The sequence below is a fragment of the Amycolatopsis rhizosphaerae genome (assembly GCF_007713715.1).
GTDB classification, from domain to species: Bacteria; Actinomycetota; Actinomycetes; order Mycobacteriales; family Pseudonocardiaceae; genus Amycolatopsis_E; species Amycolatopsis_E rhizosphaerae.
The window spans coordinates 1-14254 of the sequence record NZ_VJWX01000006.1 but is presented as its reverse complement, the minus strand read 5'-3'; the positions used below and the strand labels follow the sequence as shown (position 1 = coordinate 14254).

Here is a 14254-nt window from a genome sequence, read left to right as displayed (position 1 = left end):
CTCAGTTCAAGAGTCGAGAAGCTTCAGATATCCAGTCTTTCGGTCGATACCTTTTAACCTTGAAACAAGCAGAATTGGATGCGGAAGCAAAATCTTCTGGTCGCCATAGAATGTAGAAGACATCTTCTTTGAAGGAAAACTTGCTGTTCGCAATCTTCTTGGCGTCCTCTTTATTGCCCGAACGCCATAAAGCGGCGATCTTGTTGATTGCCAAAAGTTCAGCCGGCACGTCGGGATCTTCTGTGCATTTATCGATTTCTTCAAGAGCTTTCATTGGACTTGACGGCGTCAGGCAGAAGCTCAGCATGGAACGTATGAGAACATTGTTTGGGTGCTTCTTTAATGCGGCGCTAAGGACGTCAATGGCTTGGTTGACGAAGCCGCGGTCGAGCAGGAGGAGTATATGCGAATGGAGTTCGCCGTGTGTTATGTCTCCAATTAGCGCCTCCTGCTCAAGAGCGTAAGATGCGCGTGAGACGATTGATTCCACAAGTAAACCCGTATGCGACGGGCGTTGTTTTAGCATGGACAACGGGAGGCCAGCTTCGTTCGCTGTCGCTTCCGGATTGCTGGCGAATCTAAGTTCCCAATAAAGTGACGTTCTGTACCACTCGTTGTAATGCGTAAAAGAAAACCTGTCCATGACCCAATGAATCGCCTCGTGACCCCCTTGTATGTTGATGTCTTCCTCTGCGAGTCCATCATGAGGTGGCGCCTTATATCTCCATGCAATGACGTCTTGCATGCTGGCACGCTCGAGCCATTCTTGTAGCTTTTTTGCAAATATACCGTGCTTAACGGCGGGAATAATAGTTAGCATCCGGGTGCTGTCATCGAGATTCTCTGCGGTAGTCAGCTTGCCCAGGCAAGTCTCGGCCAGGGCTAGCCATGTTTGAAGGTCGCGAGGAAGTCTGGAAAGTATTTCTTTGGTAAATTTCTCACGATAGAAGGCGATAACTAGAGACGTAATACTAAGTCGTATTTGCCGGTTCAAGCCGACGCGAACCAAGGCATCTGGTGGAAGCCCCCGTTCTCCAATTCGCGCAAGTCCGGATGTTAGCTTGACCATACGCTGGTTGGGGGAACCGCTAAACCACGGTGGCGCGACGATGTGATCCGCAACCAATCGAATCAGAGCTGGAGTTGGCCAATCTGCTGCAGGGAAACCTCCGCCAGCCGAAGCTTGAAGCAGAAACTTGTTCACGTCATAAGTTTCTGCTTCAAATCTCGCTCGGTGCTCTCGCTCGAGCTTATCGGCTAAAGCACGGCACTGGCACTCTTGGCCTTTGCTTCGACTGAGCTTATGTCCGCTCTTCTCGCAAGCGTCGGCAAAATAGCGAGTTGCGACGGCCACGAGATCGTCGTCCAAGCTTCCCTCCATGCCCCCTGTGCATCGGCCCATCACCGAGACGGTCGACAAGTTTCATATCAACTCGGAGCCCATTAGTGTTACCCATCGTCTACAGATCGTTACACAGTAGGGCTGAATGGGTGGTCTATCTCAGCCCCGCTGCATGGCTGTCGGCCGCAGTTGAGCACGGACGGCTCTGCAGCCGACACGGCCTACGCAACCTTCTCTGCCGAATTTGGCTCTATGGGATCAAGGGCGGCGCGCAAGCGCGCCGCCGCCGTCGGGCCGCTCGGCCTGCCGCTCCGCTCCGGCCGGCGACCCCGGCGATCGCCGGATTGGCGGAGTCGCTGATTCATCGAGTTGTGGCATGGTCGGCGCATGGCGACCGATCCCCAGACTCTGGCCGACGGCTACGCAAGCGCCGCACAACAGACCGTTGAAGCAGCGATCGAGAACGAACGCAACGCACTCCACATCGCCACCGTCCAAGCCCTGCTCGCGATCTTTCACCAGCTCAAGAGCATGGATGGTCAGTCCGTCCAGCTCAAGGGCGCTGCCGATCTCGTCAACGCCATGCACCACCTAGCGCACACATTGTCCCCGTAGAACCGAACCTCACCCCACTCGGCGGTTGAGCCGTTGCTCCAGAGCAACCAGCGTCGCTTGAACGTCCACGTAGATCAGGTGGTTACCCCGCCGCTCGGACGGCTCGTCGCCCAGACCGATCAAGCGTTGAAGCTCAGGCAACTCCGCGGGAGGCAGCCAGTCCGTCAACTCCAGGAGCCGATGCATCGTCTCGTAGGTCTCCTGAACACCCGCCCGCCACAACTGCAACTCATAGCCCGCCGCCGCCCCAAGCCAGACAGCCCGAGAAGGCACGAAATCGACGCCGAACTCGACCAACGTCAACCCCCAAAGCTCGTCAACGCGCCACGGGTCATCACGCGGATGCCCCGCCAACTCCCGTAACGACGGCGAGTCCCAGCCATGGACCAACAAAGTGGCAGCGCAATCAGGCAGGTCAGTACTCAGCACTGCCCCAAGACGACGCATCGCCTCCACCACCTCGGGCGACCTAACCACCTGCACCACACCATGATCGCACCGCCAGCAGGCTCACCACCAGGTCTCCCAGCAGCCCAGAGGCCTCCGGCGGCCAGGGCGCTGCCCTGGACCCGACACCGCTTCGGAGATCAGGGGAAGGACCGGTCCGGTGACCTCCTCGCGGCGCGCCCAAGGGCAGCCAGACCGGGCGGCACCGGTCAAGGGCGCTTCGCGGCCTCCGGCAAACCCTTGACCGGCACCACCCGGCCCGGCAGGGATGAACCCGCGCCGCGAGGAGATCACCTCAGCCCGAAACGTGCAGGTGGGAACCCGCCACGCCGTGCCATTCGCGTGCCATTAGAGGGGGTCAACCACGGTCAACAGCGGCATACCCCGGGAACCACGAGCCGCAGGTCAGGACCACTTTCCAGCGTGATCCACTTGATTCCCAAGCTGAGAACGCGGGTTCAATTCCCGTCATCCGCTCTCATGGCGAAGGCCTGGGTCAGAAGGTGTCTACTTCGGACCTAGGCCTTCGTGCTTGGTAGATACCCTCTTGAGTTGGGCCATTAGCCCGCCAGGGCGGGAGTGCCCGAGCCGCCTCGTCTGGATCTTCGGCGTCCCTCTCCCGGTGCTCGTCGACGAGCTGGGAGAGCCGTTCGGCGATGCGCTCATCGGCGTTACTCGTCGCTCGCTGGTAGATCAGCGCGGCCCTCATGTCGTCGTGCCCTATCCGGGCCATGAGGTCCTTGGTCGAGGCCGCAAAGATGTTCCGGGCGTGACGCAAGTCGTGGAAGTGCAGGCTCTTTGAGGCCCATCTTCATCACAACCTCGGTCCACTTCGTCCGCTGGGATGATCATGGTGCGGATCCCGGCCCGTGACGTCGGCGGTCCCACGATGAGCCCACGGCCGGTGATGGGGGATGCCCGAACTACCCCACACGTTCGTGATCGATGAACGCGGTCAACGCGTCCACAACTGCGTCGGGCTGCTCGTCAGGAATGAAGTGTCCGGCATGTGGGATGACGACGCCTGTCGCGTTTTCTGCCCAGGGGCTGACTGAAGCGGCCATGTCGGGGATCGAGCCATGGGAGCTGGAGATTCCCAGGACCGGGACGGTCAAGTGCTGTCGTCCAAGAGCGTCGTGATTCCTACGCGCCGATTCCGCGGCATCGCGGTAGTAGGCGAGAGACGCTCGGAGACCACCCTCGGCCGCAACAGCGGCGGCGTAATGGTCGATTTCGGCACTGTCGAACGTGTTCGGGGGCAGTGCTTTGACCTTCAGGAACCAGTCAACGTAGTCACGCTCGCGGCCGGCGAGCAGTTTCTCGGGAAGATCCGGCACCAGGTGGAACGCGAAGTGCCAGGTCTTCCAGGCCCGGTCGGGATCCGTGGGAATGGCGTCGGGGAGGGTGATTCCGGGAATGCCGGCGTCAAGCAGAGCGACACCGTGCAGGTGCTCTTCGTACTTCAGGGCTAGCGAGAAGGCAACCCAGGCTCCGATGTCGTGGGCGACGAGCCAGTACTTCGAAACGTTGAGCGCAGTCACTGCAGTCTGGACGCGCGAAGCGACGGTGTGCGTGTCGTAGCTGTCGTGAGGGCGGTCGGAGTGGCCTTGCCCTGGCAGGTCGATTGCGATCACGTGGAATCGCTCGGCAAGGCCCGGCATCGCTTTGCGCCAAGCCCACCAGGTCTGCGGGAATCCGGCGAGCAGGACGACGGCAGGGCCGGTCGGGTGACCGCCTTCCACGGCATGAAGTCGGATGCCTTCCGCGTCGACCCAGCGGTGAGTGAATCCCGCGAGGTCGTGCAGCGGCAACCCGGAGATCGGGTTCTGGTCGCAAGAGCGGTTCGCGGCGGTTGCATCGTCAGTCATGTCTCAAGCCTAACGTATCTTGAACTGAGCAGTTCAAGATACGATGGGCAGGGCAAAAGCGGCTTGGCTCAAGAACGAGGTGCATGCACGATGGCCGGTAAGAAGCAGTTCGATGTGGACACCGTGCTCGATGCGGCGATGGTCCAGTTCTGGCGAGCCGGGTACGCCGACACATCTCTCGACGACCTCTGCAGGGCGACCGGATTGAACCGCAGTTCCATCTACTCCTCGCTCGGCGACAAGGACTCGCTCTATCTGCGCTGCCTGGACCGCTATGCCACGCGCTACGGGGACAGGTACGACCAGGCCCTTTCAAGTGCGTCCGAGGAGCCGCTGCGGGCGATACGGGAGTTCTTCGAAGTCACACTGAAGCGCATCGCCGACCCCGACCTGCCGGACGGATGCCTGGTCACCCAGACCGCGATGGCGATACCGGTGCTGAGCCCTGACATCGCCGCGCGCGCGATCGAAGCTCTGGGCTTACAGCGTGCGCGGCTGCGGACCGCCTTGAGCGCCATGAAGTTGGCCGACAGCGACGCCGACGACTTCGCCGTCCACATCGCGGCGGTCAACCAGTCGCTGGCCGTGATGAGCAGGGCCGGGGCGAGTCAGGAGCAGCTCCACACGATAATCGACATCACCATGAGCGCGCTCTCGCAGGCGTTGTACGCCCGGAGCTAGGTAGGCCCTGAGTTGTAATGCCAACAATGGGCAGATCGCTGAGCAACTGGGCATCTCGCGCAACACCGATCGGCGTGACCACATACTTCGCCGCAGTGGCTGCCTGGGACGCCGTCGGCGTCCTTGACCTTGACCTTGACGCCAGAGTCAAGGCTTAGCGTCTCGCACATGGAAAAGAGGAACACCCTTCACGGCCGGGCAGTGCTCATCACCGGAGGAGGCACCGGGATCGGTCGTGCGACGGCCCAGCAGTTCGCCGCCGAGGGCGCTGAGGTTCTCATCGTCGGCCGGACTGCGGAGCGTCTTGCGGAGACGGCCAGGGAACACCCGCGCATCCGGACGTTCGTGGCCGACGTCGCCGAGCCGGACGCCCCCGCCGGTATCGTCGCCGCCGCGCTGGAGACGTTCGGCCGCATCGATGCCCTGGTCAACAATGCCGCGATCACTCGTCCGGCTCCGCTCGGTGCGATCGACCGGAAGGTCGCCGAGGAACAGCTCGCCACGAACCTTCTCGGCCCGGTCTTCCTGGCCCAACATGCTCTGCCGCACATGGAGGCCGGTGCCATCATCGTCAACGTCACATCCAACCCACCCAACTACGGCTGGCCGGACAATTCGATCTACGGATCCACCAAGGTGGCTCTCGACTTCCTGACCCACACGTGGGCTGTCGAGCTGGCGCAGCGCGGCATTCGCGTGCTGTCAGTGGCCCCCGGGATAACGGCGACACCGGTGTTGAGCCATGCCGGCTTCTCCGACGAGCAGATCGCCGCGGCGGGGAAGGAGCTTCGGGCCCGGATCCCGCTCGGGCGTATCGCTCAGCCCAAGGAGATCGCGTGGTGGATCGTGAACGCGATGCGCCCCGAAGCCGGCTACCTCACCGGTACGATCATTCGTGTCGACGGCGGGCTGAGCGCGGCCGGATGAAGATGGAGCGATGCTGATCTCAGAACTGGCGAACGAGGCCGGCACCACCGTTCGGGCGCTGCGGTATTACGAGCAGCAGGGCCTGCTCCACCCCCGGCGAGCGCCGAACGGTTACCGCGAGTATGACGAGAAGACGGTCGGCCAGGTGGGCAACATCAGGCTTCTGCTCTCGCTCGGCCTCACCGCTCGTGACGTCCGTGCCTTCCTGCCCTGCCTCGATCAGGACATCGCCGATGAACTCATCTGTCCCGCGAGCGCGCGGGTCATCGCCCGGAGGCTCACCGACGTGGAGGAGAAGATCGCCGCGCTGGACGTCGTCCGCAAACGTCTCACCGAAGTACTGGCCCAGGCCGGCGGCTGACCCAGATCGTTCGGCTGGGCAAAGGTGAGTCGGTGTGGCTAGTGACCGGCCCCCGAATGCGCGGCAAGGTCGATGGTGAACGCCACGCGGTCGAGTCCGGGACCGTCGTAGTCCGGCTTTACGGCTGAGATCGTGAAGCCGAGCCGCGCATGAAACGCCTGCGACGCCGTGTTCTGCGGGCTGGTGATGCAGTGCACGTAGCGGCGTCCGTGCGAGCGGACGAGCGCGAAGAAGGCTCGGTAAAGGGCACGTCCTACGCCCTGTCCGCGCAGCTTCTACGCGTTACTGCCCAGCGGGCGAGGATGCGGCGCGGCGACCATCGCGACACTCGTCCTCAGCGACTGGGCGTTCGACCATGGAGCACCACGCGTCCAGCTTCTGACCATTCCCGGCAACACCGCCAGCGAAGCAGTTGCCCGGCGCGCGGGTTTCAGGATCGCGGGCCGTGAGGTCCGGCCGCGGCGCGGCGGGCGCATCGAGATGCTCCGCTGGGCGAAAGAGGCGAAACGCCCACAGTGATTGCAGAGGTGTCGACATCGGCAAAAGCGATAAAAAGGAAAAGTCGCCGAAATCCTGCCGGTCACGAGCGATGGAACGTTGTGACAAGTTTCACATAATATGTGAACGCAATTGCTCCATCAGGGTGACTTCGTAACCTGCTGGTAGACGATCTTGATGTGGTCGGTCCCGCCCGAACCTCGCCTGGCCGCACACTGGAAGAACGCTCTGCGCTTGCCGGTGGCCCCGGCCGGGTCGGGCCGCTGTCCACGCGAGGCCGGAATGACCAGTCAATCCCCAGGTGGGCAGAAGGAGTTCGATCATGCCCCGTGAACCTCTGTTCGGCCCCGCGCGGCGGCGCATCCTCTCGGCACTGGCCGGGGGAGCGATTCTGCTCTTCATGACCGCCTGCCGTACTTCCGACACGGCCGGGGTCGGGACCGCCGGCGGATGGCCGGTGTCCACGCCCTCCGCAACCTCGGACAGCACCGAGATGCCCGCCACTTCCAGCACCCGGATGCCCTCTACATCCACTGCCAGGCGCACATCCAGTTCCGCAACCGTGCAGTCATCGCAGGCGCCCCGTGCCACGCTGATCACCTGCGATGGCACTGCCGCTTCTTCCCCCTCTCGCTATACCCTCACCTGCGGCGACGCCGGTATCTGGCTCGATGGACTGCGCTGGTCGGCATGGGGTTCGACCACCGCGCAGGCGAGCGGCAATCTGTGGGCGAACGACTGCAACCCGACCTGCGCCGGCGGACACAACGCGTCCCATCCGGCGACGGTGACGGTCTCCGGATTGACCGGCGGCCAGTACACGCGGATACACGTCGAGGTGCAGGGCGACAGTCCCTACGACTATTCGATCGGCGCGAACGGTCCTGAGGCACCATAGGGTTCGGATCGTGACAAATCGCCCGGTGACCGGCGAAGAAGACTGCTTGGTGATCGCCCCGCCCGGCTCGACGCAGCGCTGGATCGTCCATCGACCCGTGGACCATTACGGCGACGGGTACGTGTACGAAATCGTCGTCGAGATCAGCGATGACGGGATCTCGGCCAAGAGTTCGGCGACCCTCGACGGCGAGACACCGGAGAACCTCCGCGACTTCCTCGACGGGCTGGCCAGGGACTGGCGGGGCTGGTCCGGCATCCGGAGCTGACCCATGACCTCGATGCCTGGTCTGCTGCTGCGTCGCGACGTGCGTGAGTGGGTCGGCGCCCGCGCACCTCAGGTCCCCGGACCGTCGGAGGATCGAACATCGGTGGAATGACCCGAGTCGTCGACTTGGCTTGCCGAATACAGCAGCGAGTCGCGCCACGTTCCCCGGATGAAAACGTGATCAGGCAGCCTGCTTTCGCCTACGGGGCGCCGGGCAGGACGACCGACCACGTTCCCGGCGCCGAGGGTTGCGGATGTGGGCTGGATGGATTAGACCGGCATGCCATGGACATGGCGCGACTCGCGATGGAGGAACGGTCGGACCTCGCCGCGTTCCTGGAGTCCCTTTCTCCTGAGCAGTGGGAGTCCCCGACGCTGTGTGCGGGGTGGCGGGTCAGGGACGTGGTGGCGCATGTGATCAGCTACGACGGGCTGGGATTCCGGGATGTGCTGTCCCGGTTCGTGCGGGGCCGGTTCCGGCCGGACCGGATCAACGACCTCGCCCTGGCCGAGTACCGGGACCACGGCCCGGAAGAAGTCCTCGCCCTGCTGAAGGCGCGCCTGCGGCCGCGCGGTTTGACGACGGCGTTCGGCGGGATGATCGCGCTGGTCGACTGCGTCATCCACCACCAGGACATCCGCCGTCCGCTCGGTCTGCCGCGCAGCGTTCCCGAAGAGCGGCTGCGCCCGGCCCTTCGCGGCGCGCTTGGCGCACCGGTCATCCGAGGCTTCTCGCGAACCCGCGGGTTGCGGCTCGTCGCCACGGATCTGGACTGGTCCCTGGGGCGCGGACCCGTGGTGCGAGGCCCGGCGGAGACCTTGTTGATGGCGATCGCCGGGCGACGCGGGGTGGTCGCGGAGTTGAGCGGACCGGGACAGCCGGTCCTCGCCCGCCGGATCGGGGGTTGAAACCCGGGTTACGAAGCCGTCGGCTTCCGCGCCATCAGGTACGCCTGCGGCGTCTTCTCGGGCTCGGCGGCGGCCCGGACCAGGCGGGCATCGACGGTGAGACCGGCTTCCCCCAGCATTTCGGCGATTTTCTCGGGAGGCAGGCGGTAGGCGTCGAGGGAGATCCGGTGGCCGTAGGCATCCCGCAGGTGGACCCGTTCGTCGCCGGCCTGGAAGGCGAGCAGCAGCGGGGCACCCGGCATCAGTACGCGGTGGAACTCGGCGAAGACCCCCGGCAGCAGCTCCCGCGGAGTGTGGATGATCGAGTACCAGGCGAGCGCGCCGGCCAGTGACTCGTCCCCCAGTTCCAGCGCGGTGATGGTGCCTTCTTCGAATCGCAGGTGCGGATGGGTCCGCCGCGCCACCGAGATCATTTCCGGCGACAGGTCGACGCCGAAGGCGTCCAGTCCCAGTGAATCCAGATGGGCCGTCACCCGGCCGGGCCCGCAGCCGAGGTCGGCCACGGGACCGGTCCCGCCTGCCCGCACGAGTCCGGCGAACACGCCGAGCATCGCGAGGTCGTACGGCTTCCCGGCCAGTTCGCCCTTGAGGAGTTCGGCGTAGTCGGCGGCGACGGTGTCGTAGGCGGTGCGGGTGGTCCGCAGGAAGGACGGCTCGGTCACGCCGGAAACCGTACCGGGCGGTCAAGACGGGGGTGTCCAGCCACCGCGGAGCAGGATCTCGTCGATGACAGGCCGTTTCGCCTCGGCGTAGAAATTGACGTCCCGCCATTCGCGCTGGGCCAGGCGCCGTTTTGTCGCGGCGTACAGTTCGCGGTCCGCGTCGTCGGCTCGCAGCCGGTCGCGGAACAGCAGGTACCGGCGCACTTCCTCGTCGTCCGGCCGATAGCAGTGCAGGTTCACCGGCTCGTCGGGTTTGCCGATGCGCAGGGCCCGGTGCCCCGGTTCGCGCACGCGCAGGTCGTAACCGGCCGCCTCCAGGTCGGGCAGGTAGGCGCCTTCGTCGTCGGGATCGTCGATGCCGACGACGATGTCGACGATCGGTTTCGCGATCAGGCCCGGGACGGACGTGGAACCGATGTGCTCGACGAGCCGGGCTCGTTCGCCCAGTATCGCGAGGAGTTCCGCCGCGCGGGCTTCGAAACGCGCGGGCCACGCGGGGTCGTAGTCGGCGAGCACGATGCGTGCCGGGCGGAGCCCGTGCACGAGGATGGCGGCGAGGTGCTCTTCCGTGAGCGGTTCGGACATGGCTGTGGCCTCCCTTGGCCTCCCAGTCGACAGCGGGCCAACGTAACGCCCGCGCCGGACACCGGCCAAGTTCTTTACCTCCGGTCCTCCGGCGGCGGGGTTTCCGGTTCGGCCGGACGCCGCCGGGCCACCTGCACGGCGGCGATGATCAACCTGGCCACGACGCCGACCACGACCAGGCCGCCGAGCATCTGGATGGTCGCGATGATCCGCGCCCCCTCGCTGACCGGGGCGATGTCGCCGAGGCCGACGGTGGCGAACACGGTCACCGTGAAGTAGAGCGAATCAAATCGGGTGATGTGTTCGGTGAAGCTGCCCGGCAGGTTGTGCTGGATGACCACGTAGCTCGCGGCGAACAGCACGAGGAACAGGGGAAGGCCGATGGCGGCCGCCTCGACGGCCCGCAGCCGGGGCGCGCTGGAGCGCACGATCGCCCAGAGCTGGAAGACGATGACCGAGGCGAAGAGCATCAGCGCGACCACGAACTTCGCCCACGCGACCGGGCCGAGCTTCTCGTCCAGCGGCGCCACGAAGTAGCAGACCAGCAGCAGCACGTCCGCCGCGAAGGCCCGGTACAGCGACGCGAGCGCCTGCCGACGGCGCACGCCCCGCGGCTGCTCCCCCGCCATCGCCCCTCCGTTCTCCCCTGTCTCGAACCGACGCGGCTACTCGACGGTCACGCTCTTCGCCAGGTTCCGGGGCTTGTCGATGTCCCGCCCCAGATGCCGGGCCAGGTGGTAGGCGAACAGCTGCAGCGGGACGGTGAACAGGATCGGGTCGAGTTCCGGTTCACCGCGCGGAACCCGGATGAGCGAGTCGGCAAGGCCCTCGGGCAGCTCCGCGTTGGTCACCGCGATCACCGGGCCGCCGCGCGCCTTGATCTGTTCGATGGTGGCGATGTTCTTCGCCAGCAGTTCGTCGTCGGGGACCACCACCACGGACGGCATCGCCGGGTCGATCAGCGCGAGCGGCCCGTGTTTGAGTTCACCCGCCTGGTAGGCCTCGGCGTGCACGTAGGAGATCTCCTTCAGCTTCTGCGCGCCTTCCCGCGCCACCGGCCAGCCCCGCACGCGGCCGACGAAGAACATCCGCTCGGCGTTGCTGTGCTCCTTGGCCACCTCGGAGATCGTGTTTTCGCCGGACAGCACGGCGGTGATGTGGTCCGGCAGGGATTGCAGCGCCTCGACGATCCGTGCACCGTCCGAAACGGACAGATCGCGGACCCGGCCGAGTGACAGCGCCAGCATCGCGAAGCAGACCACCATGTTGGTGTAGGCCTTCGTGGAGGCCACCGACACCTCGGGGCCGGCGTGCAGGAAGACACCGCTTCCGCAGGCACGCGCGATGGCGCTGCCGACGCTGTTCACCGCGCCGATCACCCGTCCGCCCTTGCGGCACAGCTCCTGCACGGCGGCGAGGGTGTCGGCGGTTTCACCGGACTGGCTGACCGCGACGTAGAGGGTGTCCTCCTCGACCACCGGATTGCGGTACCGCAGTTCGGAGGCGGGTTCGGCGTCGGCGGGCAGGCGCGCCCACTCCTCGACCAGGTTCGCGCCGATCTGTCCCGCGTAGTAGGCCGAGCCGCAGCCGATGAACTTGACCCGCCGGATGCCGCGCATCGCGCGCGGGTCCAGGTTCAGGCCACCGAGCCGGGCGGTGCCGAAACGCTCGTCCAGCCGTCCCGCCAGTGTCCGGCGGACCGCCTCCGGCTGTTCCCGGATCTCCTTGTGCATGAAGTTCGCGTACTCGCCCAGTTGGTAGTCCGAGTCCTCGAGGTCCACCGTGGTCGGGGTTTTCGCGGTGCGCCGGGCCTGCAGCGTGCTGGTGACGAAGCCGTCCGGCGAGATCGTGGCGAGTTCACCGTCGTCGAGGTAGACGACCCGGTGCGTGTAGCGGACGAGTGCGGCGACGTCGGAGGCGACGAACATCTCGCCGTCGCCGAGACCGAGCACGATGGGGCTGCCGTTGCGGGCGACCACCAGCTGCCCGGGGTTGTGCGTGTCGAGCACGACGAGACCGTAGGCGCCGTTGACCCCCCGCAACGTGGCGCGCACCGCCTCTTCGAGGGAAGGCGCGCCTTCCTCCAGCGCCGAGGCGACGAGGTGGGCCAGCGCCTCGGTGTCGGTTTCCGACGCGAAGTCCACTCCCTTCGCGGTCAGCTTGGCGCGCAGGAGATCGGCGTTTTCGATGATCCCGTTGTGCACCACCGCGATCCGCTTCGCGGTGTCCACGTGCGGGTGGGCGTTCGCGTCCGTGGGCTCGCCGTGCGTCGCCCAGCGCGTGTGGGCGATGCCGACCGTGCCCGGCTGGTCCGGTTCGACCAGTTCGCGGAGCTCGTCCACGCGCACCGCCGCCTTGGTCAGTCTCAGCCTGCCCCGGTGCACGACGGCCAGCCCGGCGGAGTCGTAGCCGCGGTATTCCAGCCGGTGCAGTCCCTCCAACAGGACGGGGGTGGCGGCTCGCGCCCCGACGTACCCCACGATTCCGCACATACGCTGTTCTCTCCTTCAGCCGTAGACGATGCGCCGCAACTGGCGTTCACTCAGCGGGACGGCGCCGAGGGGCCGTCCCTTCAGTTCGGCGGCGATCAGCCGCCAGATCTCGGCGTTCTTGCGTCCGCGCCTCTGCAGTTCGGCGTGACGGCGGCGGACGAACTCCTCGGCGGTCTCGCCGAAGTACGCGATGACGTCCGCGATCACCCGCTCGGCGACCTCCATCGGCAGGCCGGTGGAGGTCGCGACGTGGCGGACCAGTTGCTGATCCATCTCCTGAAAGTGGCAGCACGACGGCGCCGGAGCAAGTTTTCTGCCCGATTCCGGGCAGAAAACACGGGTACCCCTGCCCGGAGGCCGAGCAGGGGTACGGAGATCGACCGAGTTCACTCGGCGCGCTGGAACTCCGGCGCGGGCAGTCCACCGTCCCCTTCGCGGTTCGGTGCCGAGGCCGCCTTCCGGCGGCGCGCCAGCCTCCGGTTCACCGCGAAAACGATCTTTGCGGTGGTGCGGACGACCATCGTGCTGATACCGACCCACGGGACCAGCAGGATGATCACCGACAGGAGCGCGAGCAGTACGCCGCTCACGCTGCCGTTGTCGAACGCCGCCAGCCCCTCCCGGTAGTACACGCTCATGCCCTGCACGGCGCTCCGGAAATAGCTGGGCACGAAGATCGCGAGATTGACCAGCGCGAGTACCAGTGCGGGCACCACGAGCGAGACCCAGGTGGTGATCACGACCCTGGTCTTCTTGCGCAGGTTCGTGACGGCCCGCTCGGGCGGCTTGCGCAGCAGCGAATGCCGGATGATCGGCCGGATCTGCTCGAACAGGTTCGGCACGCCGACCAGGTCGCCCAGGATGTAGTAGCCGTCCATCCGGACCAGCGGCAGCAACTGCTGCATCATCTGGATGTGGATCATCACGATGATCGCCGGCAGCGCGGGGAACCCGGTCCACAGGCAGAGCGCACCGAGGAACACGGCGAAGATCGCGTTGAAGTAGATACCGCCGAGGTCGGTCCGCAGCCGTCCCCGACGGTCCAGGCGGTAGGCGTCGTTGACATTGGTGTAGAACGCCGGGACCACGATCAGGACACCCACCCCGATCTGGGCCGGTTTCCCGCCGCCGTAGTGGCATCCGGCGGCATGCCCGAACTCGTGGAACAGGGTTCCCGCGAGCACCACGCCCATGATCGTCAGCATCAGCCCCGGTGAGCCGACGGACAGGTGGATGGAGGCACCGACGCGGCCGGTGACCAGCAGCCACACGTCCATGGCCAGCAGCGTCGCGAGGACGAGCACGATCACCGGCGGGCGGAACATCGGGGCGAATAAGGCGGCGACGCGGCGGACCATCCACGCGGGCATGAGCACGAACCTCAGGCTCAGCGCGAGCAGTGGGTTCGGCTTCGGAGCGGGGGCGTCCGGCACGCCCATCGTCGCCAGGCCCAGCGGCCGCAGCTTGTTTTCGACCAGGTAGCGGACGGCGTCGGCGTTCAACTCCGCGCCGTAGTGCCGGCTCGCCTCCTCCGCGACCTGTTCCAGCGAGCGCTTGCCGTCCAGCGCGGAGGCCACGGCGTTGAGCATCCGGGAGATCAGGACCATCTGGCCGTCGCCCCGCGAGACCAGGTAGCGGGGCTCGTCGTAGCCGCCGCCTTCGTAGACGCCCAGCAGTGCGGTCCCCGGGGTGAGGGTGGGGG

General features: G+C 65.6%; 19 protein-coding genes. 9 read left to right on the top strand and 10 right to left on the bottom strand.

Going from position 1 to position 14254, the window contains the following annotated elements; all coding sequences use genetic code 11:
* Window position 1 precedes the first annotated feature (1 nt).
* Complete coding sequence (locus tag FNH05_RS01390) at window positions 2-1369, bottom strand: hypothetical protein (protein ID WP_144585059.1); 1368 nt, start codon at window positions 1367-1369, stop codon at window positions 2-4.
* A 360-nt stretch (window positions 1370-1729) separates the two neighbouring features.
* Here FNH05_RS01390 and FNH05_RS01385 point away from each other — a divergent pair, with 360 nt between their 5' ends.
* Window positions 1730-1957 carry a hypothetical protein gene (locus tag FNH05_RS01385; RefSeq protein WP_144585057.1) on the top strand — a complete coding sequence of 76 codons (228 nt, stop codon included), beginning with the start codon at window positions 1730-1732 and terminating at the stop codon, window positions 1955-1957.
* Between the two features lie 9 nt (window positions 1958-1966).
* On the opposite strand, the gene FNH05_RS01380 is transcribed toward FNH05_RS01385, so the two are convergent.
* Window positions 1967-2443 (bottom strand): hypothetical protein, encoded by a 477-nt coding sequence (locus tag FNH05_RS01380; RefSeq protein ID WP_144585055.1) that lies wholly within the window; start codon window positions 2441-2443, stop codon window positions 1967-1969.
* Between the two features lie 583 nt (window positions 2444-3026).
* Here FNH05_RS01380 and FNH05_RS37730 point away from each other — a divergent pair.
* Entirely contained in the window at window positions 3027-3206 is a 180-nt protein-coding gene (locus FNH05_RS37730) for a hypothetical protein (RefSeq protein ID WP_186382314.1), read from the top strand.
* 121 nt (window positions 3207-3327) lie between these two features.
* Here the strand turns inward: FNH05_RS37730 and FNH05_RS01370 are convergent, their stop codons facing one another.
* Window positions 3328-4272: an alpha/beta fold hydrolase gene (locus tag FNH05_RS01370; protein ID WP_144585053.1), complete on the bottom strand. Its 945-nt coding sequence runs from the start codon at window positions 4270-4272 to the stop codon at window positions 3328-3330.
* A 90-nt stretch (window positions 4273-4362) separates the two neighbouring features.
* Between FNH05_RS01370 and FNH05_RS01365 the strand changes: the two genes are divergently transcribed.
* The 3 genes from FNH05_RS01365 to FNH05_RS01355 all read left to right on the top strand — a co-directional run bounded on the left by FNH05_RS01365 (window position 4363) and on the right by FNH05_RS01355 (window position 6241).
* A complete protein-coding gene (locus FNH05_RS01365; RefSeq protein ID WP_144585051.1) occupies window positions 4363-4953 on the top strand; it encodes a TetR/AcrR family transcriptional regulator in 591 nt (196 codons plus the stop codon).
* 168 nt (window positions 4954-5121) lie between these two features.
* The gene (locus tag FNH05_RS01360) at window positions 5122-5880 is read left to right on the top strand and encodes an SDR family NAD(P)-dependent oxidoreductase (protein ID WP_222426477.1); all 759 of its coding nucleotides are present in this window, start codon (window positions 5122-5124) and stop codon (window positions 5878-5880) included.
* A 10-nt stretch (window positions 5881-5890) separates the two neighbouring features.
* Entirely contained in the window at window positions 5891-6241 is a 351-nt protein-coding gene (locus tag FNH05_RS01355; protein WP_144585049.1) for a MerR family transcriptional regulator, read from the top strand.
* 38 nt (window positions 6242-6279) lie between these two features.
* Here the strand turns inward: FNH05_RS01355 and FNH05_RS01350 are convergent, their stop codons facing one another.
* Window positions 6280-6513, bottom strand: a complete 234-nt coding sequence (locus FNH05_RS01350; RefSeq protein WP_144585047.1) for a GNAT family N-acetyltransferase — start codon at window positions 6511-6513, stop codon at window positions 6280-6282.
* Window positions 6514-6526: 13 nt separating this feature from the next.
* Between FNH05_RS01350 and FNH05_RS39940 the strand changes: the two genes are divergently transcribed.
* From FNH05_RS39940 to FNH05_RS01330, 4 genes are all read left to right on the top strand, one after another.
* Complete coding sequence (locus tag FNH05_RS39940; RefSeq protein ID WP_425458406.1) at window positions 6527-6760, top strand: GNAT family N-acetyltransferase; 234 nt, start codon at window positions 6527-6529, stop codon at window positions 6758-6760.
* Window positions 6761-7061: 301 nt separating this feature from the next.
* Entirely contained in the window at window positions 7062-7637 is a 576-nt protein-coding gene (locus tag FNH05_RS01340) for a hypothetical protein (protein ID WP_144585043.1), read from the top strand.
* Between the two features lie 10 nt (window positions 7638-7647).
* The gene (locus FNH05_RS01335) at window positions 7648-7905 is read left to right on the top strand and encodes a DUF6228 family protein (RefSeq protein WP_144585041.1); all 258 of its coding nucleotides are present in this window, start codon (window positions 7648-7650) and stop codon (window positions 7903-7905) included.
* A gap of 284 nt (window positions 7906-8189) precedes the next feature.
* A complete protein-coding gene (locus FNH05_RS01330) occupies window positions 8190-8813 on the top strand; it encodes a maleylpyruvate isomerase family mycothiol-dependent enzyme (RefSeq protein WP_144585039.1) in 624 nt (207 codons plus the stop codon).
* Between the two features lie 8 nt (window positions 8814-8821).
* Here the strand turns inward: FNH05_RS01330 and FNH05_RS01325 are convergent, their stop codons facing one another.
* The 6 genes from FNH05_RS01325 to FNH05_RS37725 all read right to left on the bottom strand — a co-directional run.
* A complete protein-coding gene (locus tag FNH05_RS01325; protein ID WP_186382313.1) occupies window positions 8822-9475 on the bottom strand; it encodes a class I SAM-dependent DNA methyltransferase in 654 nt (217 codons plus the stop codon).
* A 21-nt stretch (window positions 9476-9496) separates the two neighbouring features.
* Window positions 9497-10060: a GrpB family protein gene (locus tag FNH05_RS01320; RefSeq protein WP_144585037.1), complete on the bottom strand. Its 564-nt coding sequence runs from the start codon at window positions 10058-10060 to the stop codon at window positions 9497-9499.
* Between the two features lie 74 nt (window positions 10061-10134).
* The gene (locus FNH05_RS01315) at window positions 10135-10689 is read right to left on the bottom strand and encodes a potassium channel family protein (RefSeq protein WP_144585035.1); all 555 of its coding nucleotides are present in this window, start codon (window positions 10687-10689) and stop codon (window positions 10135-10137) included.
* A gap of 36 nt (window positions 10690-10725) precedes the next feature.
* Window positions 10726-12552: a glutamine--fructose-6-phosphate transaminase (isomerizing) gene (glmS, locus tag FNH05_RS01310; RefSeq protein WP_144585033.1), complete on the bottom strand. Its 1827-nt coding sequence runs from the start codon at window positions 12550-12552 to the stop codon at window positions 10726-10728.
* Between the two features lie 15 nt (window positions 12553-12567).
* Window positions 12568-12825, bottom strand: coding sequence for a hypothetical protein (locus tag FNH05_RS01305; protein WP_144585031.1), 258 nt, complete (start codon window positions 12823-12825; stop codon window positions 12568-12570).
* Between the two features lie 113 nt (window positions 12826-12938).
* Window positions 12939-14254: hypothetical protein (locus FNH05_RS37725; protein WP_186382312.1), on the bottom strand; the 1316-nt coding region annotated here is incomplete at its 5' end.

What these genes read in the sequence shown, in the direction of transcription:
- FNH05_RS01315 (WP_144585035.1), bottom strand. Translation starts at nt 10,689, where the DNA reads ATGGCGGGGGAGCAGCCGCGGGGCGTGCGCCGTCGGCAGGCGCTCGCG.
- FNH05_RS01330 (WP_144585039.1), top strand. Translation starts at nt 8,190, where the DNA reads ATGGACATGGCGCGACTCGCGATGGAGGAACGGTCGGACCTCGCCGCG.
- FNH05_RS01360 (WP_222426477.1), top strand. Translation starts at nt 5,122, where the DNA reads ATGGAAAAGAGGAACACCCTTCACGGCCGGGCAGTGCTCATCACCGGA.
- FNH05_RS01305 (WP_144585031.1), bottom strand. Translation starts at nt 12,825, where the DNA reads ATGGATCAGCAACTGGTCCGCCACGTCGCGACCTCCACCGGCCTGCCG.
- FNH05_RS01365 (WP_144585051.1), top strand. Translation starts at nt 4,363, where the DNA reads ATGGCCGGTAAGAAGCAGTTCGATGTGGACACCGTGCTCGATGCGGCG.
- FNH05_RS01385 (WP_144585057.1), top strand. Translation starts at nt 1,730, where the DNA reads ATGGCGACCGATCCCCAGACTCTGGCCGACGGCTACGCAAGCGCCGCA.
- FNH05_RS01370 (WP_144585053.1), bottom strand. Translation starts at nt 4,272, where the DNA reads ATGACTGACGATGCAACCGCCGCGAACCGCTCTTGCGACCAGAACCCG.
- glmS (WP_144585033.1), bottom strand. Translation starts at nt 12,552, where the DNA reads ATGTGCGGAATCGTGGGGTACGTCGGGGCGCGAGCCGCCACCCCCGTC.
- FNH05_RS01320 (WP_144585037.1), bottom strand. Translation starts at nt 10,060, where the DNA reads ATGTCCGAACCGCTCACGGAAGAGCACCTCGCCGCCATCCTCGTGCAC.
- FNH05_RS01355 (WP_144585049.1), top strand. Translation starts at nt 5,891, where the DNA reads ATGCTGATCTCAGAACTGGCGAACGAGGCCGGCACCACCGTTCGGGCG.
- FNH05_RS01340 (WP_144585043.1), top strand. Translation starts at nt 7,062, where the DNA reads ATGCCCCGTGAACCTCTGTTCGGCCCCGCGCGGCGGCGCATCCTCTCG.